This window comes from Corynebacterium sp. HMSC29G08 (genome assembly GCF_001806875.1).
Classification (GTDB): domain Bacteria; phylum Actinomycetota; class Actinomycetes; order Mycobacteriales; family Mycobacteriaceae; genus Corynebacterium.
Window position 1 is genome coordinate 35,157 of the sequence record NZ_KV786211.1, and the last position, 23,173, is coordinate 58,329.

Genomic DNA, 23,173 nt, shown 5'->3' on the forward strand with positions numbered 1-23,173 from the left:
CTTCTAGCGCAACGCATCAGTCATCTTCTCAATACGGCGCTGGCTCACCGGCTGAGGCGTGCCAAGGCGCTGCGCGAAGATGCTGACCCGAAGCTCCTCAATCCGCCAGAGAATGTCCTTGTACGCCTTCGACTTTTTCCGGATCGCTGGAAGTGTTGCCATCTTTTGCGCCAGGTAGCGCTTTGCGTCATCGATCACCATCTGTCGATCCGCATCTCGGTCCGGATCCATACTCATATCCTCAAGCCGAATCCGCATCGCCTCGATATATCGCGGCAAGTGCTGCAGATGGCCAGCGCCATGCAAGGTAATCGCATGCTTTGGCAAGTAGAAATCCAGCTGAGCGCGCATATCTTCAATCGCTGGGCCTTCCCACTTAGCAAGCTCTGCGCGCATATTCGCAAAGTCTGCAAGCCCTGGGGCAATGCCCACGACAATGCGACGAACCTCGCCCGCCACCTTTGGCTTAATCTCTGCAAGCAGTGCGTCAAACTCCTCAGGTGTACGCACCGCGCCACCGTGGGAGAGCAATAAGTCACGGATGACAGCCACGCGGGCGTCCTCCACCAAACCCTTCGCACCACCATGGGGGAAGTGGTCCACCGCGACCTTGTGGCGAAGGGGCAGCCCCTTGGTCATCTGTTGCGTTGACACCTGAATTTGGCGAAGCAACAGGGTCAGTGTGGCCGTGGTCATCGACGCATCCGCAGCAGCCTTCGTTGGATGCACCGTCACCTTCACGCCATCTTTGGTGGCCTCAAGCGCGGGGTAGGCCGTAACCTCATTGCCGTCAATGACCGTAGTTACAGTTTCTGGCACCGCACCCAACGTATCCGCGCTCCACGTCTCGACGGTTTCAGATTCGCTGCCACGTGCGCGTTTCGACACCGAGGAACGAATACCGCCCGCCTGCCTTCGACGCAGCGCATTCAAGTCCTTATCACTGTCAATGATGTCGCCGCGGCGATCAACTGCTGCGTACGTCATCCGCAGATGCGCAGGCAGTGCATCCGGGCGAAAATCGGAAGCGTTAATGCCGCTGGCGCCGAGGAGGCGCAGGGCGTTCGTTAAAGCGTCGTCAAGCGGGAGGCCCTCTTCAAGCAGTGGCAATGCACGAGCGGCGAAATCCGGGGCCGGCACAACCGTTTTGCGAAGCTGCTTAGGCAGGGTGCGGATGAGTTCTGTGAGCAGCTCCTCGCGAAGACCGGGAACCAACCATTCAAAGTCCGCGGCATCAAGACCAGCCAGCAGCGGCACTGGTACGAGTACGGTGACGCCGTCGAACGGGTCACCCGGCTCAAACTTGTAACGCAGCTCATAGGCTATAGATCCCTGCTGCAATACCTCGGGAAACGCGACTTCGGAGGTATCAATGCCGTCTGAGTCCAGCAGTCGTTCCGGATCAAAATCCAGGTAGTGCTTGTCTTTACTGCGCTGCTTCTTCCACCAAGAGTCAAAGTGGCGTGCAGTTGTGACATCAGCCGGCAGCTTTGAGTCGTAGAACTCAAACAGTGTGTCCTCATCGACTACCAGACCGCGTCGACGCACCTTTTCCTCAACCTCGGCGGCATCGGCCAGCATCGCTTCATTGTGCTCGATGAACATGTGATGGCGATTCCAATCGCCGCCAATCAGTGCGTGGCGGATAAACATGTTTCGCGCACCTGCCGGGTCCACCCGGTGGTAGGGCACAAGGCGATCGCGCACGATGGTTACGCCATAAAGCATGGTCTTTTCGTGCACCATTGCGGCAGAGCGCTTGCGGGACCACACCGGCTCCGAATAGTTGCGCCGCAGCAGGTCGCCTGCAGCCCGCTCCACCCACGCTGGCTCAATCTTGGCCACGTCACGCGCGAACAGGCGCGAGGTTTCCACCAACTCCGCGGCCATCACAAACTCTGGGGGCTTTTTGCTTATCGACGACCCCGGGAAGATCACAAACCGCGTCCCCCGAGCTCCGTTGTATTCCTTGGAACCCCCGTCACGCGCACCGATGTTGGACAGCAACCCGGTCAGCAGCGACTGGTGGATGGAGTCAGCATCACGATTCTCGTTCTGGCTGTTCCAGCCCTTCCAACCCAGTTGCTTTTCCACGTCGCGAAGCTGACGCACCAAGTCGTACCACTCACGAATGCGCATGTAGTGCAGAAATTCGCGCTTCATCCGCTTGCGAAACGCGTTGCCGGAAAGCTCGTCGCGGGAATCTGTAATGTAATCCCATAGCTTGAGCGCTGAGAGAAAGTCAGATTCCTTGTCTTTGAAGCGCGCGTGTGCCTGGTCGGCCTGGGCCTGGAACTCAAGCGGGCGTTCGCGCACATCTTGGATGGTCATGTAAGCGACGAGCACTGTGACGTCTTCAAGCACGCCCATGCGATCAGCCTCAACCAGCATGCGGGCCATCTTTGGGTCTACCGGGATACGCGCAATGTCGCGGCCGATGTTGGTGAGCACTGGCGCGCCGCCGCGTTCTTTATCCCCAATGGCGCCGAGCTCATGCAGGATAAGCAGACCGTCCCGAATCGCCTTCGGGTCAGGTGCCTGGATGAAAGGAAACTCCGCAACATCACCAAGGCGCAGCGAGATCATCTGCAAAATCACCGACGCCAAGTTGGTACGCAGAATCTCCGGGTCCGTGAACTCAGCGCGCGCGTTGAAGTTCTCCTCCGAGTACAAACGGATGGCAATACCGTCTGCAACACGTCCTGAGCGGCCTGAGCGCTGGTTTGCAGACGCCTGGGAAATCTCCTCAATCGGTAGGCGCTGAACCTTTGTGCGCGTGGAATAGCGCGAAATACGCGCAAGGCCGGTGTCAACCACGTAGTGAATGCCTGGCACCGTCAGGGAGGTCTCAGCGATGTTGGTAGACAGCACAATGCGCCTGCCAGAATGTGGCGAAAAGACTCGGTGCTGCTCCGCGTTGGAGAGACGCCCAAACAGCGGCACCACCTCGACGCCACGCCAGTGCTTCTTCTCAATCGCCTCCATGCAGTCACGGATGTCACGCTCAGATGCGAAGAAGCACAAGATGTCGCCGTCGCCTTCGCGCATAAGCTCCGCGCAGGCGTCCACGACACCGTCAATCATGTCGGTATCCGCTAGTCCGTCTTCACCTTCCAGTGGACGGTAGCGGATCTCAACAGGGTAGGTTCGCCCAGAAACCTCAATGATTGGTGCCGGGTTGCCGTGTTTGTCCTTGAAGTGGTTCGCAAACGCCTCAGGATCAATCGTTGCTGAGGTGATGATCACCTTGAGATCCGGTCGCTTCGGCAGGAGCCGCTTGAGGTAGCCCAGTAAGAAATCAATGTTCAGTGATCGTTCGTGAGCCTCGTCGATGATGATCGTGTCGTAGGCATTCAAGAACCGGTCCCGCTGCATCTCCGCCAGCAAGATACCGTCTGTCATCAGCTTGACTGCGGTGGAGTCTGACACTCGATCATCAAAGCGAATGGCGTAGCCCACGGACTGGCCAATGTCTTGGCCCAGCTCATCTGCGATGCGTTCAGCCACGGTTCGCGCAGCCAGCCTGCGCGGCTGCGTATGCCCGATGATGCCGCGGCGACCACGGCCCATCTCCAGCAGCATCTTTGGAATCTGGGTGGTTTTGCCCGAACCGGTTTCACCCGCGATTACCACAACCTGGTTGTCGCGCACAGCAGCCACGATGTCATCGCGGCGTGCGGAGACCGGAAGCTGCTCCGGGTAGGTGATTTCGGGCACCAACGCGTCACGGCTTGCGACAATTGCCGCAGCCTGCTGCATATCGTTGGCAATCTGTGCGCGTGCCGCATCCGACTTTGCGTTTCTTAAACGCCGGCGAAACCGGCGTTCATCCGCGATAGTGAGCTGGTTAAACCTGGTCTTATTCATATTCAGGCCACGAGTCTACGGCAGACTCGTAAGCACGCTTGATTATGCTCCCAAGCTCAGCGAAATGGTCTTTGCGTATGGACGCCGTGCGGAAAACCACGCCGACCTCCCTGTCCGCGCCCGAGTCTTGTGCGAACTGGGCAACTGAAAGATTTGGCCTGTGGCACTCCGCCGCAAGCGCCGAGGCTGGCAGCAGCGTTGCTCCCATGCCAGCAACAACCATCTGCACCACCGTCGTAAGCGACGAGGCACGTGCCACAGCATGCGCGTGTGCGGTGTTGGCAACGCCGGCAGTCTTGCATAGGTCAATGACCTGGTCGCGGAGACAGTGACCGTCGTCAAGCAGCAAAAGCTCTAGCTGGCCAAGATCATCCAACGCCAGATCGCGCTTGCCGGCTAGCGGGTGATCCTTGGGCATTACAGCAGCGAACGGCTCGCTGTACAGCGGGAGTGCTTCGAGCCCAGGGGTATCTGTGGGTAGGGCGATGAGTGCGACGTCAATGAGGCCATCGCGCAGTTTCGCCAGAAGGCGCTCGGTCTTCTCCTCGACTACCTGTAGCTCAGTCTGCGGAAACTCGTCAGCAATCAGCGGTAGCAAGTGGGGTAGGAGGTATGGGGCGATGGTGGGGATGATGCCAAGCGTCAACGGGCCTGCAAACGGATCAGCTGCGCCACGGGCGCGTACCACCAGAGCTTCAGCTGCATGAATTGCAGCCTTTGCGTCCGGAAGTAGTGCCTCACCGGTAGCGGTAACGATTACCTTGCGGGTGGAGCGTTCGATGAGCTGCACCCCCAAGCCCTCCTCCAATGCGGCAAGCCCTTGGGATAGCGAGGGTTGGGAAATGCCGAGCTTGGCCGCTGCGGAACCGAAGTGCTTTTGTTCGGCAACGGTGACAAAAGATCGAAGTTGCGACAGGGTTGGCCTGAACTCTCTATTGGGCATGCCTATTAGCGTACAACATCTTTATAAGTTTCTCTTGCATGTCTTGGAGAGTTGTGGCACACTTGTTGGCGTACCACCCAAATCACAACCCCAGGAGGTTTGTAATGCCGATCATGACCGTTGGAGAACGTTTCCCGGAGTTTGATCTCATCGCACTGAAGGGCGGCAACCTCAAGGCTGCTAACGCATCCACCCCGGATGACTACTTTGAGCGTGTTTCCCTGGACAAGTACGAAGGCAAGTGGAAGATCGTCTTCTTCTACCCGAAGGACTTCACCTTCGTCTGCCCGACCGAGATCGCTGCCTTTGGCAAGCTGAACGAGGAGTTTGAGGATCGCGACACCCAGGTGCTCGGCGGCTCCACCGACAACGAGTTCTCCCACTTCAACTGGCGTGCAACCCACGAAGAGCTGCTGGACATCCCGTTCCCGATGTTCTCCGACATTCGCCACGACCTGATCCGCGCGCTCGGTGTTGAAAACGCAGACGGCGTGGCAGACCGTGCAACCTTCATCATCGATCCGGACGGCATCATCCAGTTCGTGTCCGTCACCCCAGACGCTGTTGGCCGCAACGTTGATGAGGTTCTTCGCGTGCTTGACGCACTGCAGTCCGAAGAGGTCTGTGCATGTGACTGGCAGAAGAACGACCCGACCAAGAACATCGACAAGATGGCAGTGGTCCAGGAGTCCCTGCAGTAATTCAACTGCTGTAGTTTCCGTCTCGCCCCGCGCTCCGCAGAGCTGGAACGTCGGGGCGTTCCCATAACTATTGAGAGGATAAAATATGTCTATTGAGAACCTGCGCAACGCACTTCCGGAGTACGCCAAGGACCAGAAGCTGAACCTTGGTTCCCTGACCCGCTCCACCGAGCTCAACGAGCAGCAGCTGTGGGGCACGCTGGTGGCCTCTGCTGCAGCTACCCGCAACGCAACCGTGATTTCTGAGATCACCGATGAGGCGAAGGAGCACCTCTCCGAGGAAGCTATCGACGCAGCGTTTGGCGCAGCCACCGTTATGGCTATGAACAACGTTGCCTACCGCGCTAAGAACTGGTTGGGCGATGACTACGCCCAGGTCAAGTTCGGCCTGCGCATGAACATCATTTCCAAGCCTGGTGTGGACAAGGTGGACTTCGAGCTGTGGTCTTTGGCCGTATCCGCTGTCAATGGCTGTGAGCACTGTGCTGTTGCCCACGCAAACGAGGTTCGTGAAGGCGGCTTGACCAAGGAGCAGGTTTGGGAAGCAGTTAAGGTGGCCGCCGTGGTCCAGGCTGTCGCCCAGACCATCGCTATTGAAGACGCACGCTAGAGCGTCGCCCTAGCGCGTGGAGCGAGATCCACGCGTTAGATCTCACCTAGATCTCACCTAGATTCCGACCCAGTGCCCGCGCAGCGGGTCAAACGGGTCCAAGATGGGGTCGGTCTTTCCAGTAGCAATCTGCTGAGCAAGCAGCTTGCCGGAGACCGGCCCCAAAACAATGCCCCACATACCGTGGCCGCCGTTGACGTATACGTTGGGCACCTTCGTGCGGCCGACCAACGGCAAGCCGTCCGGGGTAACTGGGCGCGACCCCACCCACTCATCCTGACGGCTGTCCCAATCCACGCCCTGGAACATGGGCTTGGTGGTGTGGATGATCGAATCAATACGACCTGGCTGGAACGGCTCGTCCGGCCCGCGGAACTCCATGGTGCCGGCTACGCGGAAACGGCCCTCGTAGGGAGTACATGCCACCTTTTGCTCCGGTAGATACACCGGACACGTGGCTGGCTTATCAGTTTCCACGCTGAAGGAATACCCGCGGCCTGCCTGCACCATCGTGGTTACCCCAAGCTGATGGGACAGTTTTGGCAGCCACGCACCAGTAGCAACAACTACCACGTCCGGGTTGAGCCATTCGCCCGTAGAAAGCTTGACTGCAGGCTTGCGAGTGGAGCGGACCTCCACAACCTCAACACCCGTGGTGATCGTGCCGCCGCGCTCCTCAACAGAGGCCGCGATAGCCTCACAGTAAGGGCCAGGCTCGATGTAGCGCTGGCCGTCCAGCTTGTAGATCGCCCCGACCTTCTCGGTAAGCATGGGCGCGAACTCACGTGCACGTTCAAGCGAAATCTTTTCAAACGGGATGTCCTGGCCGTGACGGATAGCACCTTCGACCTCTCCAAGGAAGCCCTTTGCATCCTTCTCCTTGGCAAACCCCACTATGAATGGCGCAGGGTGGCTGGTGGCCTTCACACCACCCGCCTCAAGCTCATCAAACGCTGCCAGCGCCGCCAAGTCTGCCTGGGTCAGGCCCGCCATGGTGGTATCCCATGCGCGAGGGGTGGCATGAGCCATGAATTGGGCGACGAATGCCCACAGTTTTGCATCTACCCGCACTGGCACATCGAGAGCCGCGTGCTTATCAAACAGTGCGGTGGGGCCGTAGCGCCACAAACTTGGGTGTGAGAGGGGAATGGTCTTGCCTGGTGCCAGCCAGCCTGCGTTGCCCCAAGAGGCACCGCCGGCTACGCCGACACGATCAACAACCTCAACCTCATATCCGTACTCTTGTAAGTGCCACGCTGTGGCAAGGCCGGTCATGCCGGCGCCGATAACCAATGCCGTAGTCATACGGCAGAATCTACCGGTTATACCTGCTTCATTTCGAGAGATTGGAGACGAACTTCTCCGGCCTCATCGGAAGCGTCCAAATCCACCACGCCATGCAGCTGAAACGCGTTGTCGCCCTCCGGATCTTTGATGATCTGGGTGACCTTCCACGCCCTCGAAGTGGTATCTCCAAGGCGGAAGTACTCCGGGCCGCGCGCGTTTGCACCGAGATCCAAATCGTCGTACTCGTCGAAGTAATCATCCATCGCTGCGGGCCAGTCAACGGTATCCGCTGGGTCGAGATAGTCCAGCATGGTGGCAAGCTGGTCTTCCTTCTCATAGGCAAAGAGCTCAGTGAGGCGGAAGAAGAAGTTACGCACCATGATGGTGAACGCGCGCCGATTCGCCGTCAGCGCGTTTGGATCCTCCACGCCGAACGCCAACTCACGGTCAAGCGCCTCGCGCGAAATAGGGGAGTCTTCATCAGCCATGTGTGCCCATTCATCAATCAACGACGAGTCCACCTGGCGGATCATCTCGCCCAACCAAACGGTGATGTCTTCCAGCTCATCGTTCATATAGGCATCCGGGATGGAGTGGGAGAGGGTACGCCACGCGTCCGTAAGGTAGCGCAGCACCACACCTTCAGAACGCGCCAAACCGTAGGTGGCAATAAGGTCCGAAAATGTCATGGCGTGCTCAATCATGTCGCGCACCACCGACTTCGGCGAAGGCTCAAATTCCTTCGCCCAAGGATTGCCCTCGCAGAAGGTAGAAAACGCTTCCTCCAGCTCCACTTCTAAGGGCTTGGGGTAGGTAACGTCCTCAATAATCGCCATGCGTTCGGTGTAATCCACGCCCTCAGCTTTCAGCGCCGCGATTTCTTCAGAGCGTTCATTATTCTGCTGTGCCTGCAGCAGCTGGCGTGGGTCATCCAAAATCGCCTCAAAGGTGGAGATGACATCTAGCGTGTATGTCTCAGACTCTGGGTCCAGCAGGGAGAGGAATGCCAACGCAAACGGGGAGAGAGGCTGGTTAAGCGCAAAGTCTCGATCCAGCTCCTGCGTAAGCGTATACGGGCGGAATGCAGGCGAATCCGGGGTGCGCTCAACAACACCCGCAGCGATCAGACCACGGAAGAGGTCTACTGCCGCCAACACGTCACGGTTTTGCTTGGCACGCGTGTCGTGGTTGGTGCGGATCAAATGCCGCATGTGCTCATAGCCATTACCGGGGCGTGCAACCACGTTCAGCAACATCGAGTTTGACACCTGGAACTGACTCGTCAGCTCCTCTGGCTCAGCCGTGGTCAGGCGTTGGAAGGTGTTTTCAGACCACGAGACCTCGCCGTCACGCGGGGCTTTCTTGCGAAGTTTTTTCAGCTTCTTCGGGTCATCACCAGCTTTACGCCGAAGCTTGACGTTTTCAATCTCGTGCTCAGGGGCCTCCACAACCACGGTGCCTTCCGTGTCATACCCGGCCCGGCCAGCGCGGCCAGCGATCTGGTGGAACTCACGAGACTTCAGGATGCGGCTGCGGGTGCCGTCATACTTGGCAAGCCCGGTCATCAACACTGTGCGGATAGGCACGTTGATACCCACCCCAAGTGTGTCAGTGCCACAAATTACCTTTAGCAGACCTGTTTGAGACAGGCGCTCTACGAGACGGCGGTACTTCGGCAGCATGCCTGCGTGGTGAATACCTATGCCACGGCGCACAAGCTTGGAAAGCGTCTTGCCAAAAGTGGTGCTAAAGCGGAAATCTCCAATCTCTTGGGCAATACGTGCCTTCTCATCCGCGTTCACAAACGTCATACTCGTCAGGGCTTGGGCACGCTCCGTAGCCTCACGCTGGGAGAAATGCACGATATAAATCGGCGCCTTGCCATTGGCCATGAGCTCTTCGATGGTCTCGTGCACCGGGGTAAACACGTAATGGAAGTCAAGCGGTACCGGGCGCTCGGACCCACCCACATAGCTGGTCGTACGCCCAGTGCGCTGCGTGAGGTCATCTTGCAGCCACTGGGTATCGCCCAAAGTTGCAGACATCAGCAAAAACTGGGCCTTCGGCAACTCAAGTAGCGGCACCTGCCACGCCCAGCCACGATCGGGTTCAGAGTAGTAGTGGAACTCATCCATCACCACCTGGTCAATGCGGGCGTTAGCACCCTCGCGCAGAGCAATGTTGGCCACAATCTCCGCGGTGGCGGCAATGATCGGGGCGTTGCCGTTGACCGTGGCATCACCGGTCATCATGCCCACATTCTCAGGGCCGAAGATTTCACACAAAGCGAAAAACTTCTCACTGACCAACGCCTTAATCGGCGCGGTGTAAAACGAGCGCTGGCCACGCGCCATCGCTATGAAGTGCGCCGCGTTGGCCACCATAGATTTACCCGACCCCGTCGGGGTAGCCAGAATGACGTTGTCGCCTGCTAACAGCGCAACAGAGGCCTCCTCCTGCGCAGGATAAAGCGAAATGCCACGTGACTGGGTCCAACGGGTAAACGAATCCCAGACCGCGTCCTCAAATAGAGACTCGGGGACATCCTCTAGGTCCGTCAGGTAATTAGCCAGCGTCACTCGTCACTATCCTCCGTAGGTGTCTCGTCGGTGGTGGGGTTGTCCACAACGTCGTCAAGCGGGAGCTGCCTCGCCCTGTCCCTATCTTCAATCGCAGCGAGGAAGTTCTCAAACGCCTCAGAAATCTCCTCACCAGTGGGCAGCTCGGACTCGCCCGGCATCATCGCCTGCGGATTGCGCTCACGGTAATCAGCCATCTCAGAGTCATAGTTCTTCTCCAAAGCCTGCACGACATGCGCAATCTCATCCGACTGCGCCGTCTGCTCTGCCAACTGACGCGATACCTTTGCCATATCCCGCTCAATTGAACGCAGCGGCAGCTTCAGGTTCACCGAATCCTCCAAGGATTGCAGCAGCTGATACATGGCATGCGGGTACGGGGAGGCGGCTACATAATGCGGCACGTGTGCAGTAAAACCAGCAACCTTGCGGCCGCGCTTGTGCAGCTCACGCTCAATCATGATCGCTGCGGCCCCAGGCGCGGTGACCATGCCGTCAAACGTAAACATGGAACCGACCAAGTCCCGATCATTACCGTGTGCCGAAACTACCAGCGGGCGAGTGTGCGGCGTAGCCATAGGTGCTGCGTATAGGCAGATGGTTTCCGAAACATCGAAACGCTCCACCAAATCCGCAACAGCCTCCGAAAACGCCTGCCAACGAAGGTCCGGCTCAGGGCCAGAAAGCAGCAAAAACGGCGTACCTACGTTGTCTTTTAGCACTCGCATATTCAACTCCAACGCCTCGACGTTAGAAATCTCATGATGATTAATCGTCACCATCGGGCGACGTGAGCGGTAATCAATCAACTCATCGCTGTTAAACGTAGCAACGGCGTGTGACTCTAACGCAGCCTTTAAATGATCCGCAGCACCCTCCACCGCATGACCAGCATCCGCGTAACCTTGCATAGCAATAACCAGAGTTGGCCCCGCAGGCGAATCTCCACCGACAGCGGGCGCAGGGTATTCAAGTTCATACATGCGGCGGTCATCCGACATGGTCAGCTCCTTACAATTGCTATCTAATAACTGCCCCCTACAACGCGATGGGCATTGCCTTCATTCCAACACACTCCACTGCCCAGCGAATGTGTAACGCCAGTACTGGCACCAAAGAGCGCGAAGCACAAAGAAAATCTTGTAACCGTGGGGAACCGAAGTAGCCAATACACGGTCTGAATATGCATGACACACTTTATGAATTCAGATACCGCAATTACCCATCCAGGCAACTTCATCGCTTCGATCCCCGGAGTCTTGGGCTACTACCCGCAAGAGTCCGTCATTATCGTCACCGCCTACACCGAGCCAGGAAAAGACGAGGCGTTTTACGGACCCGTATTCCGAGTAGATCTCAGTATGGCCGACCGTCTCCAAGAGGTGTTCGACAGCGTCCCGGCCGAAGACATCATGGAAGCCGTCGGCCACTTTGCCATCTTGGTTACCCGCATCCCCAACTCAAAAACAGCCCGCGCCGCCATTAGATCCCTGCTCGAACTCACTGATCCAAGGGGCCTCCCGCTTGTCGACGCCTGCTGGCACGCCTCCGAAATAGCCAACTACACCCCCTACAGCCTCATCTTCGGACCACCCATGGACCAGCTGATCCGAGCAGGCGTACCTGACAGCTGGGTATCAGGCACCGTCGGCTCTGTTATTTCCCAACCAACAATGCAAGCACTCATCGCACAAGGCGCACTACCGGAACTAGACAGGGAAGACACCCGTGCTTACTTCGAACCTGAAACAGGGCAGTGGGAAGCCACAAGCGCACAGTGCACGCAACTGCGCCGCCGTGGCGCACGGCTTGCCTCCCACATTGCGCTTTACCCTGAGAACGTTCGCGCAGAGATGGAGCGAGCCTGTGAAATCCTCAAATCCGTAACCCCGCAGCCATTAGTCGGCCAATCCTGCCGCCAAACAATTGAAGAGGTCTTCGGCACCACAGAAAACGCAGACCTCATCGCAACAACCCTGACCAGATCCAAACTGCGCGACTGTCTTTTCAACGTCGCACTTGAACATCCACTGGAAACAGGAGTAGCAATGCTGACAATCGCCCGCGCCTACAGCGGCATCATCCGAGCCAATGCACTGAGCATCTGGGCTGTCATAGCCGTGAAGCTCCAGCTGTCAAACTGGGCAACTGCAGCACTTGAAAGCGCTGAAGACGCCCAGCCCAACCACTCCCTATCCTGCATCCTCAAACAGCTCTTGCGCGCCGGGCAACACGAAAACATGCTGGAAACCGCGGCACTTGGGTGCGAGGAGATGTGGGAGGAGCTGGCCGCGCTCGAGGATTAGAACCTCGGAAGAATCAGAATCTTGGAAGAATCAGATCAACGTGTGGGTTAGCGTGCACTGTGAGAGGCATCACCCAACTCTTGGGTAAAGGCCCACGCGTCACGCACTATCCGGTCAAGCTCCGTGCGGGTGGGGTTCCACCCGAGCTCCGCCTGGATGTTTTCCGAGGATGCGATCAACACCGCAGGATCACCTGCACGCCGAGGTGCAACCTCCGCTGGAATGCTGTGGCCGGTGACCTTCCGGCAGGCTTCGATGACCTCAAGGACGGAGTACCCATCGCCAGAACCAAGGTTGTAAATCTTGTGCTCGCCAGCGGTGTTGGCTTCCAGCGCAAGCAAGTGCGCGTCTGCGAGATCCCGGATGTGGATGTAGTCGCGCACACAGGTGCCGTCCTTGGTGGGCCAGTCATCGCCGAAGATCATGATCTTGTCGCGGTAGCCCATCGCTACCTGAAGGACAAGCGGTATCAGGTGCGTTTCGGTCTTGTGGTTTTCACCAATCGATCCGTAGGCGCCCGCCACGTTGAAGTAGCGCAGGCTCGTTGCCGCCATCCCGTAGGCCTGGCAGTAGGAGGTAATGGCGTAATCGATGGATAGTTTGGTCGCGCCGTAAGGGTTCGTCGGGCGGGTTGGCGCGGTCTCAACGATCGGAACTTCTTCCGGCTCGCCGTAGGTCGCGGCGGTGGAGGAGAAGACCAGCGAGTTCACCCCATGGGTGCGCATGGAATCCAGCAACTGGAGGGAAACACCAAGGTTGTCGTGCCAGTAGGTGGCCGGCTCCGTCATCGACTCACCTACAAGCGAACGGGCGGCAAAATGCAGCACGCCGTCAACATCGCCAGCACCGAGAACCTGATCAATGACGTCTTCGATCCGGCCCTCCACAAACGTCGCGCCAAACGGCACCGCTTCACGGTTGCCTGTACTCAGGTCATCTACAACGACAACGTCATGGCCAGCTTCCAACAAGGTTGCGGTACACACGCTGCCGACATAGCCGGCGCCACCGGTTACTACCAGTTTCAAAAGGTTTGCTCCTACTTGGTCAGCTCTACGCGAAGTGCGTGTGCAAATTCAGGCGCGAGCTCTACAGTCTCATCATCTTGGGTGGTCAACGTTACTCCACCGTTTTCCAACGGGGTAAGCGTCACTGTCTGACCAACGAGTGCGCCTAAAGAGATCACTGGGTGTTGCACCTCAGTGCCTTGCTGCAGGATTTCGCTGATCTGGACAACTTTGACGGGCACCGGTTCATCCAGATGCAAATCAATTGCGCGGGTCCCGTTTTGAGCATCGCTTGAAGACGCCGCGCCGACTTCTTCCAGCGACGGAATTGGGTTTCCGAACGGTGAGCGGGTGGGGTCCTCTAACACCGCAACCACGCGGCGCTCAACCTCATCACTCATCACGTGTTCCCAGCGGCACGCCTCGTCGTGCACCTTGGCAATATCCAAGCCAAGCACATCGGTCAGCAGGCGCTCTGCGAGACGGTGCTTGCGCATAACAGCGGTGGCAAGCTTTCGCCCTTCAGGTGTGAGCGACAAGGAGCGATCCCGCTCCACCACAATGAGGCCGTCTCGTTCCATGCGCGCAACCGTTTGAGACACTGTCGGCCCAGATTGCTCCAGACGCTCAGCGATTCGCGCGCGCAGGGGTGTGATTCCCTCCTCCTCCAATTCGTATACGGTACGCAGATACATTTCTGTGGTGTCTACGAGATCACGCATCATCTTTGCCTCTCAATACAAACGCAGTAGATTTGAAATTACTTTAGCGAATCAGGTAACCGCTCGGCATAGAAGAAAGGGCCCACCGGGCTTCCGACGGACCCTTGCTCAGCTACAGGGCATAATCGCGCAGGCGATCTGCGCGCTCACCAACACGTAGCTTCGCCATAACCTCGCGTTCAATCTGGCGGACACGTTCACGTGAAAGTCCGTACTGGCGACCAATCTGATCGAGCGTGCGCGGTACACCATCTGTGAGGCCGTAGCGCATGCGAATAACGTCCTGTTCGCGCTGCTCAAGACCATTGATGATGTCCTGAATATCATCATGGCGCAGGGCGGAAACTACAGCATCCTCAGCGTCGGTTGCCTCGGCGTCCTCGATGAAATCTCCTAGCGGTGCCTCTTCATCCGCACCGACCGGCATGTCAAGACTGACCGGGTCACGGGACTGGCGAAGCAGCATTTCAATCTTGGACTCCGGAATGCCAGATTCTTCCGACAGTTCTTCGTTCGTCGGCTCACGTCCCAAAGACTGGTACATCTCACGGCGGATGCGTGAAAGCTTATTCACCTGCTCTACTAGGTGGACTGGAAGGCGAATCGTGCGGGACTGATCAGCCATGCCCCGGGTAATGGCCTGACGGATCCACCAGGTGGCGTACGTGGAGAACTTAAAGCCCTTGGAGTAGTCGAACTTCTCCATGGCGCGAATAAGGCCCAAGTTTCCTTCCTGGATGAGGTCCAGCAGTGGCATGCCGCGGCCGGTGTAGCGCTTGGCCAAGGATACGACGAGGCGAAGGTTCGCCTCGAGCAGGTGTGCGCGTGCTTTGCGGCCCTGCTTGGCCAAGATCTTCAGATCACGCTTCTTAGCGCGGGTGAGTTTCACCTCGGGATCATCCAGCAGGTGCTGGGCGTAAAGGCCAACCTCAATCTGCTGGGCTAACTCAACTTCTTCTTCCGCGTTGAGGAGTGCGGTCTTGCCGATGCCGTTTAGGTAGACGCGGACAAGGTCTGCCGACGGGTTATCGTTCGTCTGGTTCCTGCGACTGCCACGGTCAACCTCTTGGGTTTCTGCGGCATTGGCGTGATCCGGGGCATGATCCGGCTGAGTCAACTGCTGCCTCCTCGATCCCTTTATTTTTTGAGTCCATCTTGGTAACGCCGCCAAAGGCGAAAATGTTCCCGCAGTTCCAAACACACAGCATCTATGCAGAATATGTACAGCCTGGCTTTTGGGGTGACCGGTGTCCAACGGAATGAATACGGGATCCGATCACGCGTTACGTGATTTTTACCACGCGGTTTAAAGGTTGTCTATCGTTTCGGGATCAGGCCTCAACAATGACGGTAAACGGTCCCTGGTTCACACTTGCAACCTGCATATCAGCGCCGAAAATGCCCTCTTCAACATGAATATTTCTTTCGCGCAGTGCCGTGGCGATCTTGTCCATCACGGGTTGTGCAACACCAGCTGGGGCTGCATCGGACCATGATGGGCGTCGACCTTTTGCGGTGCGTCCCATCAGGGTGAACTGGCTGACTAACAACACTGGGGCAGAGGCGTCGGTGACGCTGAGCTCGCCGTCGAGAATCCGCAGTTCTGCAATCTTGCGCGCAACTGTTGCCCACGCATCCTCTGCATCGTTTGCGCCTACGCCTACAAGGGCAAGGATGCCTCCGTTTTCAGGGCAATCGATTGCGCCAACTACCTGGCCATCAACTGTCACCGAGGCGCTGGAGACCCGCGTAAGAACGGCCTTCATCTACTTCACTCCTTCTTCAAGCCCACGTTGATTGCCGTCTTCGATTTCACTGATCTCAGCGGGGACGACAACACCGTGGCGCACCAAATCAGTGATCGCTGCAACCGCGCTTTGCTCAAGTCCGGCAACTTCCTGATCACTTGTAATCCCGCGTGAGGATGCGAAGATTCCCACCACATCTCGCAGAGTTAACCCATTCGGGTGTAGGCCGGCGAGCACCGTGCGCAGATCGGCATTGATTTCGTGGGAAAAACGCGGGCCGTCAGTGCGGGTAACGCGCACCATCTCGTCCTTAAAGCCCATACCTGATTGAGTGTCCGCGACCGAGACCTCTTCAATCGCCACACCTGGACGCACCAGAAATCTCGAATCCAGGACATCGTCTGCGCTTTTGTTGCGGAGCCAAGCTGCGCGGAGGAAATACTCCTCAACCTCTGGACCTAGGGGATCGGTGAAGGGGTGGCTAAGCTCCTCGGCGGTGATTTCGCTGGGGTGATCGCCAATGTTTCGCAAAAAGACCCACCCCAAGCCGATCGCGTGAACATCGTTGTCATCGAAATGCGCAAGCCAGGCTTCGGTGCGATCGATTGCCTCCGGTGAGCGTGGGTCAAGTGACTCATCTTTCAGCCAAGTCGACACGTACATTCCAGGATCCACCACGTCACGCTGCAGTACCCATGCACTAACCCCTTCAGCTGGAAGCCATGACGCAACACGCGCCTGCCACGATTCTTCAGCGGTATGCACCCAGGCGCCCAAGATGCACGCCGTGCCATCTGCAGCTAAGTAGTCGGGGGTCTCACGAACTACGAGCTCTGTCGCACCGTCTAGTGGCAAACCCGAATCCCGATATACGTGGCCAACCTCAGGTACGCCGACCACAAACGGCGGATTTGCCACGATGCGCTCAAACTTTTCCCCCTCAACAGGGCCAAACCACGCACCTTGACGCAGCTCTACGTTGCTCACCCCGTTAGCAACCAAGGTCACCTCGGCCAGGTCCAGCGCACGCTGATGAATATCAGTAGCAACCACCTCGCGCGCAACGCCAGCGTGTGCAAGCGCCTGAACGCCAGAGCCAGTACCCAGATCCAGCACCCGATCAACTCGGCTCAACGGGGTTGCAGACAACAGTGACAACGACGCAGCGCCCACACCCAACACGTGATCACGGCCGGGAACAACCTCGGTCACCGAAGCATCACAATCAGACACCACCAGCCGCTCGTTGCCCGCAATCACATGGGGACGAATATCAAAGGCAACCGTTACCTCGCCGGTGGGAGTTGGGGTGGTCAACGTGGCGTCGATAAGCAAAAGCCCAAGTTTGTGCCCCAGCATTTGCGTTACCTGCTCTGGCTTTAACGGACGGCGCAACAGGAAAAATCGAATCAACTGATCCAACTGCGAGCCACCCTGTGTGGCGTGCAACACCACACCAGGCTCACCCCGGTACAAGGCATCCGTAGCATCCGGGCCCAAATGTGCCGCGATACCGTCGGCGGTAAACGACGCGGCCGACAGCGCATCTGCAAGCTCACGCAACAACGAAGCATCAGGGGTAGGGGAATTCACCACACACGGTCCTTTACGCGGTTATCTGCCTGGGGCGCTAGCTACTCAGGCTTTTCTTCGTGCTCGATGATACTGAGCTCGTCCGGCTCGCCCGGCTCGCCCGCGCTGCCATCACTGCCAGAGGTACCAGCTTCCAACTCAGCGCGCCGAGCCGCCTCCAGACGCTGCTCTTCTCGAATCACCGCAGGTTTATACACATTGCGCTGACGCGAATCGCGCTTCTCACCCTGGCCATTAGCCACCATCACTGAAAGCCACGGCAGGGGAACAGAGACTACAAACAGCACAGAAGCTAGCCACCAGTTGTTCCACGCAAACGCGGAGACCATAGACAACAGCAACAAGGGCATACGGATGCCCTGCAAAAATATGTATTGCTTCTCACGCGTACGGCGATTGAGCTCCGGGGAACGCTGAGCATCCGTAATCAACACACGACGGTGCTTGCGCGCACGCCGCTTTTTCGACGAAGTCTCAACATCCTCTGCATCCACGTCAACCGTCGGCTGTTGGCTGTGGAACTGGTTTTCCGTAGCGCCCATATGCTTTTCACTCTAACGCATTGCTACACCCAGCCCGTTGTCCGAATGTGGGGTCCTTGGGGCATGATGGTTGGCGTGAATACGACGACGAAGACGCTCGAGCGCACAGACATACGAGAAGACACATCGTCGACCACCGACGACGGAACCCCAAAGTTCTTCCACTACGTAAAGAAGGACCAGATCATTGATTCCGCTGTCTCCGGCAAGATGGTGGTTGCACTTTGCGGGGAAACCTTCCCGGTGAAAAAGCAGGCCAAGCCGGGGTCCCCGGTGTGCCCAGACTGTGAGCGGATTTTTAAGGGGTTGCGCAGGAAGTGACCGCTTCCAACCTGCGCGCGTGGCAGCAGGAAGCGCTTGACCAGTTCATGCGCACCAAGCCACGCGATTTTCTGGCTGTGGCTACCCCAGGGGCGGGTAAAACCACCTTCGCGTTGACGCTGGCGTCTCGTCTCTATGAGGCGAAGTCGGTGCAGCGCATCATCGTGGTTGTGCCAACGGAACACCTCAAGCACCAGTGGGCGGAATCGGCGAAGCGTTTCGGGCTGTCGCTGGATCCGAATTTCACCAACTCGTCTGCTGTCAATGCTTCCTATGACGGCATTGTGGTGACCTATGCCCAAGTAGGTATGCACCCGTTTAAGCACCACGCGGTGGCGTCTGCGCGCAAGACCATGGTGATTTTGGACGAGATCCACCACGCCGGTGACGCCCGCAGCTGGGGCGATGGTGTGTATGAGGCGTACAACGACGTCGAGCACCGCCTGGCGCTGACAGGTACACCGTTTCGTTCCGATGACTCGCAGATCCCGTTCGTACGCTATGCGGAAGATGGCCAAGGCCACCTGATTTCAGAGTCGGACTACACATACGGCTATGCCGAGGCGCTGCGCGACGGCGTTGTGCGCCCCGTTGTATTCCTCGCCTACTCGGGCGAGGCACAGTGGAAGGATTCCGCAGGCGAGGAGTATTCGGCACGTCTCGGTGAGCCTTTGAATGCGGAGCAAACCGCCAAGGCGTGGCGTACCGCGCTGGATCCGAAAGGTGATTGGATTGCCGCTGTGCTAAGCGCTGCCCACACGCGTTTGTTGAAGCTGCGTGTGAACATGCCTGATGCCGGCGGCCTCGTCATTGCCACCAACAAGACCACCGCGCGTGCGTACGCCCGCATTCTGGAGAAGATCAGCTCCACCCCAGTCACCGTCGTCCTTTCAGATGAGCCGGGGGCTTCCGCGCGTATCGACGACTTCTCCGCCTCTTCCGACGAATGGATGGTGGCCGTACGCATGGTGTCTGAAGGTGTGGACGTGCCGCGCCTGGCAGTTGGTGTTTACGCAACCTCCGCCTCAACACCACTGTTCTTCGCGCAGGCCATCGGGCGTTTTGTGCGCTCCCGCCTGCCGGGGGAGTCGGCTTCGGTGTTCCTGCCCTCCGTGCCGGTGCTGTTGCAGCTGGCTGAGGAGATGGAGGTTTCCCGCGACCACGTCTTGGGTAAACCACACCGTGAATCAGGGTGGTCAGATGAGCTTTTAGAACAAGCGAACCGGACGCAGACTGAACCGGATGAGGAGTCTAACTATGAGGCCATCGGTGCTTCGGCAGAGCTGGATTCGCTGATTTTCGACGGTTCCACATACGGCACTCCAACCCTTGCCGGCTCTGCCGAGGAACAAGACTTCTTAGGCCTGCCGGGTTTGCTCGACCCCGAGCAGGTCAAGGCGCTGCTTCGGAAGCGTCAAAGCGACCAGTTGGATGCGCGTGAAGCAGAAGAGAAGGCTCGCAAGGCGGCTGAACGTGCTGAGATTGAGCGCGCGAAAATCTACGGCGAGCCTGTTAAGCATGAAGACCCCGAGAAACCTGCTGCGAGCGAGGACAGTGGTGCCGGTGTTGCCGCCGACGAAATCCCGCAGCTACGCAAGGAACTTAACGCGCGAGTTGCCATTGTGGCCAGCAAGACGGGTCGGCCGCACGGGGCAATTCACACGGAGGCGCGAAAGGCCTGCGGGGGACCGCCGACGGCGTTGTGCAACGCCGAACAACTGCGTGAACGGATCAACTACCTTCGCGGCTGGTAGGGTTTCCTGTACGCACTTTTAGGTGTGGGTTGTTGCAGGCTTAGAGAAGAGGAATATATGACCAATCCAAACAACAACGAATCTAACAGCCCAGATGGCTACAGCTACGGCGATAATGGTTACGGTTCGCAGGACTCGCAGGACTACAGCGCGCAGTACGGCGAACAGTACAGTGCGAACGCATACAACCAGCAGTACGCCCAGCCGGGGTATGGCGCTGCAGCAACTGCACCCGCGAACAATCTGGCGCTTGCCTCACTGATCGTTGGCATCGTCTCGCTGGTCCTGATTCTGATCTTCCCGTTTGTCTCCATTATCAGTGGCATTGTCGCAGTCGTGTTGGGCTTCATGGGTATGCGGAAAGCCAACGAGATACAGGCTGCCGCAGGGGGATACCCGGTTCCTACCCGTAAAGGCATGGCCGTTGGTGGCCTTGTCACCGGTATCATCGCCTTTCTTATCGGTGCGGCTCTTACCATTCTTGCTCTTTTCGTTTTCAACGAGGTAAAGGAATGCCAGCAGTACGTGAATAACCCCGAGAAGATGGAGCAGTGCATCGAAGATCGCGTAGTGGAGCGTTTCGGAGGCAAGTAATTCGCTGCAAGGTATGCCTCGAGTAGGGGATTTCGAGTACGTGACGGTTCCTTAGTCAACTCAAATCGCCGTGCTCGAAGTTGTAGCCTCGAAGTTGTAGCCACGCGCGCATGCACGAAAGAGCTGGCCGTTAAGCAAAAAACCCGAGCAGTTGCTCGGGTTTTTTGCTATGTGCGAGAGTTTCCGCGTGGTGCAAGAGCATCCACGTGCTAATCCAAGTAGTCGCGCAGCACCTGGGAACGCGACGGGTGGCGCAGCTTCGACATCGTCTTGGACTCAATCTGGCGGATGCGCTCACGGGTGACGCCGTACACTTGGCCAATTTCGTCTAACGTGCGCGGCATGCCGTCGGTAAGACCGAAGCGCAGACGAACCACGCCGGCCTCACGCTCCGACAGGGTATGCAGCACGTCCTGCAGTTGATCCTGCAGCAGGGTGAAGGACACCGCGTCTACAGCGACCACTGCCTCGGAGTCCTCGATGAAGTCGCCGAGCTGGCTGTCACCCTCATCACCAATCGTCTGATCCAAGGAAATTGGCTCACGGGCGTACTGCTGGATCTCAAGGACTTTCTCCTCTGTAATATCCATTTCCTTCGCCAGCTCAAGCGGCGTCGGCTCACGGCCAAGATCTTGCAGCAGTTCACGCTGAATACGGCCAAGTTTGTTGATCACTTCGACCATGTGCACCGGAATACGAATGGTGCGGGCCTGGTCCGCCATGGCACGAGTAATGGCCTGGCGGATCCACCACGTGGCGTACGTGGAGAACTTGTAACCCTTGGAGTAGTCGAACTTCTCCACGGCACGAATCAGGCCCAAGTTGCCTTCCTGAATCAAGTCAAGGAACGCCATACCGCGGCCGGTGTAGCGCTTAGCAAGGGAGACAACCAGTCGAAGGTTCGCCTCAAGAAGGTGGTTCTTCGCCTTGCGTCCGTCACGCGCAACAGCACGCAGATCACGCTTCACGGTGGGGGTGAGCTTTGCTTCTGCATCTCCCTCTTCCGCCGCACGCGTCATCTCATCCAAGCGGTACTGGGCGTAAAGACCCGCCTCAATGCGCTTCGCCAGAGACACCTCCTGCTCAGCGTCGAGCAGCGCGACCTTGCCAATCTGCTTGAGGTATGCGCGAACCGAGTCAGCGGAAGCAGTTAGCTGTGCGTCCTTGCGTGCCTGGCGCAAGGCAGCAGACTCCTCGATGTCCCAGACCGAGGCACCCGAGTCTCCTTCCTCGTCCTCTTCGTCCTCGTCTTCATCCTCATCGCGGTTGATATCGTCTTCGTCGACATCATCGTCTTCTACGTCGTCCTCATCAAGGTCGTCGTCAAAGTCATCCTCCTTATCTTCATCAAGAAGATCAGGATTGTAGTCAATGTCGCGGCCGTCGTCCTCAGCATCAACCTCGTCATTGTCAAGGGTCAGCTCGGCATCGGTCGACTCATTTGCCTCATCAGCCGCCGCCTTTACCGCCGCCTTACGCGTGGTTTTCTTCACGGCTTTCCGGGCAGTCTTCTTCACGGTTTTCTTCGCCGTCTTCTTTACAGCCTTCTTGGCGGTTTTCTTCGCGGTCTTCTTGGCCGTCTTTTTCGCTGTCTTCTTGGCAGTTTTCCGGGCGGGCTTAGCTGCTGCCTCGCTAGTCGCGCTGTCAGAGTCGCCGCCGGAGGCAGTCACATCCGTGTCATTGACGGAATTAGTGCCCGAAGCTTTCCTGGCTACCACGTACGCCCTTTCGCCTAGTGAACAAATACGGTCCCGCTATTCAGAACGCCCATAGTAACAGCGGACGAAAAATAATATTCCATCGACCCGCCGCGTAGAGCATCAAATCATGTTATGGCTTGACGTGTTCGTACGCCGCCATCGCGGCGCCCACAATACCTGCACGGTTGCGAAGCTTCGCCGGAATCACCGGTACATCCACCGTTAGGCGCGGCACCCACTTGTCAGCCTTACGTGAAATGCCGCCGCCAACGATGAACGCGCTCGGATTGAACAGGCGATCAAACTCATGTAGCACTGTATCCACGCGTTTTGCCCATTCCTTGAAGTTCAAGTCCTCGTTGTCTTTGACTGCGGAGGACGCGAGGTGCTCGGCCTCCACACCGTCGATAAGCAGATGGCCCAATTCGGTATTTGGAAACAGCTTGCCGTCGGCGAAAAAGGCCGAGCCGATGCCGGTGCCAAACGTAAGGAAGATAGCCCCACTTTGCTTGGCCTGCTCCTCGCCAAAAGCGACCTCAGCAAGGCCAGCCGCATCAGCGTCATTAAGAATGGAGATCTCACGCCCCGGCAAGTGCGTAGTCAAAAGGTCATGGCAATTAGTGCCAATCCATGCTTTATCGATATTGGCAGCAGTTACTGCGACCTGATTCTTGATCACACTGGGCAATGCAACGCCCACAGGGCCATTCCACTCGAGCTGGCGAACTACCTTCGCAACCACTTCGCCAACGGCTTCTGGCGTGGCCGGTTTCGGGGTAGCAATTTTTACACGCTCAGTTACGAACTCGCCCGTATCCAAATCAACAATTGCACCTTTGATACCGGAACCGCCGACGTCAATACCCACGCCTAAGTTGGAAGTTGTCATACCGGCGAGT

General features: G+C 57.7%; 19 protein-coding genes. 6 read left to right on the forward strand and 13 right to left on the reverse strand.

Annotated features, from left to right (window positions below; translation table 11 throughout):
* Window positions 1-3 precede the first annotated feature (3 nt).
* Entirely contained in the window at window positions 4-3,867 is a 3,864-nt protein-coding gene (gene hrpA, locus HMPREF3101_RS01280) for an ATP-dependent RNA helicase HrpA (RefSeq protein ID WP_070462126.1), read from the reverse strand.
* Window positions 3,860-4,810: a hydrogen peroxide-inducible genes activator gene (locus HMPREF3101_RS01285; protein WP_070462127.1), complete on the reverse strand. Its 951-nt coding sequence runs from the start codon at window positions 4,808-4,810 to the stop codon at window positions 3,860-3,862. The genes hrpA and HMPREF3101_RS01285 overlap by 8 nt, the downstream gene beginning before the upstream one ends.
* 104 nt (window positions 4,811-4,914) lie before the next feature.
* Here HMPREF3101_RS01285 and HMPREF3101_RS01290 point away from each other — a divergent pair, with 104 nt between their 5' ends.
* Window positions 4,915-5,511 (forward strand): peroxiredoxin, encoded by a 597-nt coding sequence (locus HMPREF3101_RS01290; RefSeq protein WP_070462128.1) that lies wholly within the window; start codon window positions 4,915-4,917, stop codon window positions 5,509-5,511.
* 85 nt (window positions 5,512-5,596) lie between these two features.
* Window positions 5,597-6,121: an alkylhydroperoxidase, AhpD family gene (locus HMPREF3101_RS01295; RefSeq protein ID WP_070462129.1), complete on the forward strand. Its 525-nt coding sequence runs from the start codon at window positions 5,597-5,599 to the stop codon at window positions 6,119-6,121.
* Window positions 6,122-6,178: 57 nt separating this feature from the next.
* Here HMPREF3101_RS01295 and HMPREF3101_RS01300 read toward each other — a convergent pair whose 3' ends face one another.
* Genes HMPREF3101_RS01300 through HMPREF3101_RS01310 form a run of 3 tightly spaced genes read right to left on the reverse strand, consistent with a single transcriptional unit; the run spans window position 6,179 to window position 10,988 of the window.
* The gene (locus tag HMPREF3101_RS01300) at window positions 6,179-7,426 is read right to left on the reverse strand and encodes an NAD(P)/FAD-dependent oxidoreductase (protein ID WP_070462130.1); all 1,248 of its coding nucleotides are present in this window, start codon (window positions 7,424-7,426) and stop codon (window positions 6,179-6,181) included.
* A gap of 17 nt (window positions 7,427-7,443) precedes the next feature.
* Window positions 7,444-9,987, reverse strand: coding sequence for a DEAD/DEAH box helicase (locus tag HMPREF3101_RS01305; protein WP_070462131.1), 2,544 nt, complete (start codon window positions 9,985-9,987; stop codon window positions 7,444-7,446).
* Window positions 9,984-10,988 carry a PAC2 family protein gene (locus HMPREF3101_RS01310; protein WP_070462132.1) on the reverse strand — a complete coding sequence of 335 codons (1,005 nt, stop codon included), beginning with the start codon at window positions 10,986-10,988 and terminating at the stop codon, window positions 9,984-9,986. The genes HMPREF3101_RS01305 and HMPREF3101_RS01310 overlap by 4 nt, the downstream gene beginning before the upstream one ends.
* Window positions 10,989-11,174: 186 nt before the next feature.
* Between HMPREF3101_RS01310 and HMPREF3101_RS01315 the strand changes: the two genes are divergently transcribed.
* The gene (locus tag HMPREF3101_RS01315) at window positions 11,175-12,293 is read left to right on the forward strand and encodes a DUF4192 domain-containing protein (RefSeq protein WP_083280016.1); all 1,119 of its coding nucleotides are present in this window, start codon (window positions 11,175-11,177) and stop codon (window positions 12,291-12,293) included.
* A 47-nt stretch (window positions 12,294-12,340) separates the two neighbouring features.
* Here HMPREF3101_RS01315 and galE read toward each other — a convergent pair whose 3' ends face one another.
* From galE to HMPREF3101_RS01345, 6 genes are all read right to left on the reverse strand, one after another.
* Window positions 12,341-13,321, reverse strand: a complete 981-nt coding sequence (gene galE / locus HMPREF3101_RS01320; protein WP_070462134.1) for a UDP-glucose 4-epimerase GalE — start codon at window positions 13,319-13,321, stop codon at window positions 12,341-12,343.
* An 11-nt stretch (window positions 13,322-13,332) separates the two neighbouring features.
* A complete protein-coding gene (locus HMPREF3101_RS01325; protein ID WP_070462338.1) occupies window positions 13,333-14,022 on the reverse strand; it encodes a metal-dependent transcriptional regulator in 690 nt (229 codons plus the stop codon).
* 112 nt (window positions 14,023-14,134) lie between these two features.
* Window positions 14,135-15,139: a sigma-70 family RNA polymerase sigma factor gene (locus HMPREF3101_RS01330; protein WP_070462135.1), complete on the reverse strand. Its 1,005-nt coding sequence runs from the start codon at window positions 15,137-15,139 to the stop codon at window positions 14,135-14,137.
* Window positions 15,140-15,353: 214 nt separating this feature from the next.
* Window positions 15,354-15,788 (reverse strand): D-aminoacyl-tRNA deacylase, encoded by a 435-nt coding sequence (gene dtd / locus HMPREF3101_RS01335; RefSeq protein ID WP_070462136.1) that lies wholly within the window; start codon window positions 15,786-15,788, stop codon window positions 15,354-15,356.
* Window positions 15,789-17,363, reverse strand: coding sequence for a DUF7782 domain-containing protein (locus tag HMPREF3101_RS01340; protein ID WP_210386146.1), 1,575 nt, complete (start codon window positions 17,361-17,363; stop codon window positions 15,789-15,791).
* A 41-nt stretch (window positions 17,364-17,404) separates the two neighbouring features.
* Entirely contained in the window at window positions 17,405-17,905 is a 501-nt protein-coding gene (locus HMPREF3101_RS01345) for a DUF3099 domain-containing protein (RefSeq protein ID WP_070462138.1), read from the reverse strand.
* A gap of 63 nt (window positions 17,906-17,968) precedes the next feature.
* On the opposite strand from HMPREF3101_RS01345, the gene HMPREF3101_RS01350 reads away from it, so the two are divergent.
* Genes HMPREF3101_RS01350 through HMPREF3101_RS01360 form a run of 3 tightly spaced genes read left to right on the forward strand, consistent with a single transcriptional unit; the run spans window position 17,969 to window position 20,574 of the window.
* On the forward strand, window positions 17,969-18,226 hold the full coding sequence (locus HMPREF3101_RS01350) for a DUF3039 domain-containing protein (RefSeq protein WP_371327056.1): 258 nt from the start codon (window positions 17,969-17,971) through the stop codon (window positions 18,224-18,226).
* A 47-nt stretch (window positions 18,227-18,273) separates the two neighbouring features.
* Window positions 18,274-19,980 (forward strand): DEAD/DEAH box helicase, encoded by a 1,707-nt coding sequence (locus HMPREF3101_RS01355; protein ID WP_070462339.1) that lies wholly within the window; start codon window positions 18,274-18,276, stop codon window positions 19,978-19,980.
* A gap of 57 nt (window positions 19,981-20,037) precedes the next feature.
* Window positions 20,038-20,574, forward strand: coding sequence for a DUF4190 domain-containing protein (locus HMPREF3101_RS01360; RefSeq protein WP_070462139.1), 537 nt, complete (start codon window positions 20,038-20,040; stop codon window positions 20,572-20,574).
* A gap of 209 nt (window positions 20,575-20,783) precedes the next feature.
* Here the strand turns inward: HMPREF3101_RS01360 and HMPREF3101_RS01365 are convergent, their stop codons facing one another.
* Together HMPREF3101_RS01365 and ppgK are read right to left on the reverse strand one after the other, a co-directional pair.
* Window positions 20,784-22,292, reverse strand: coding sequence for an RNA polymerase sigma factor (locus HMPREF3101_RS01365; RefSeq protein ID WP_083280017.1), 1,509 nt, complete (start codon window positions 22,290-22,292; stop codon window positions 20,784-20,786).
* 112 nt (window positions 22,293-22,404) lie between these two features.
* On the reverse strand, window positions 22,405-23,163 hold the full coding sequence (ppgK, locus tag HMPREF3101_RS01370) for a polyphosphate--glucose phosphotransferase (RefSeq protein ID WP_070462141.1): 759 nt from the start codon (window positions 23,161-23,163) through the stop codon (window positions 22,405-22,407).
* Window positions 23,164-23,173 lie beyond the last annotated feature (10 nt).

Bases quoted from the DNA above. Each gene is read 5' to 3' on its own strand.
- hrpA (WP_070462126.1), bottom strand. From the start codon at position 3,867: ATGAATAAGACCAGGTTTAACCAGCTCACTATCGCGGATGAACGCCGG.
- HMPREF3101_RS01285 (WP_070462127.1), bottom strand. From the start codon at position 4,810: ATGCCCAATAGAGAGTTCAGGCCAACCCTGTCGCAACTTCGATCTTTT.
- HMPREF3101_RS01290 (WP_070462128.1), top strand. From the start codon at position 4,915: ATGCCGATCATGACCGTTGGAGAACGTTTCCCGGAGTTTGATCTCATC.
- HMPREF3101_RS01295 (WP_070462129.1), top strand. From the start codon at position 5,597: ATGTCTATTGAGAACCTGCGCAACGCACTTCCGGAGTACGCCAAGGAC.
- HMPREF3101_RS01300 (WP_070462130.1), bottom strand. From the start codon at position 7,426: ATGACTACGGCATTGGTTATCGGCGCCGGCATGACCGGCCTTGCCACA.
- HMPREF3101_RS01310 (WP_070462132.1), bottom strand. From the start codon at position 10,988: ATGTCGGATGACCGCCGCATGTATGAACTTGAATACCCTGCGCCCGCT.
- HMPREF3101_RS01315 (WP_083280016.1), top strand. From the start codon at position 11,175: ATGACACACTTTATGAATTCAGATACCGCAATTACCCATCCAGGCAAC.
- HMPREF3101_RS01325 (WP_070462338.1), bottom strand. From the start codon at position 14,022: ATGCGTGATCTCGTAGACACCACAGAAATGTATCTGCGTACCGTATAC.
- dtd (WP_070462136.1), bottom strand. From the start codon at position 15,788: ATGAAGGCCGTTCTTACGCGGGTCTCCAGCGCCTCGGTGACAGTTGAT.
- HMPREF3101_RS01345 (WP_070462138.1), bottom strand. From the start codon at position 17,905: ATGGGCGCTACGGAAAACCAGTTCCACAGCCAACAGCCGACGGTTGAC.
- HMPREF3101_RS01350 (WP_371327056.1), top strand. From the start codon at position 17,969: ATGATGGTTGGCGTGAATACGACGACGAAGACGCTCGAGCGCACAGAC.
- HMPREF3101_RS01355 (WP_070462339.1), top strand. From the start codon at position 18,274: ATGCGCACCAAGCCACGCGATTTTCTGGCTGTGGCTACCCCAGGGGCG.
- HMPREF3101_RS01360 (WP_070462139.1), top strand. From the start codon at position 20,038: ATGACCAATCCAAACAACAACGAATCTAACAGCCCAGATGGCTACAGC.
- ppgK (WP_070462141.1), bottom strand. From the start codon at position 23,163: ATGACAACTTCCAACTTAGGCGTGGGTATTGACGTCGGCGGTTCCGGT.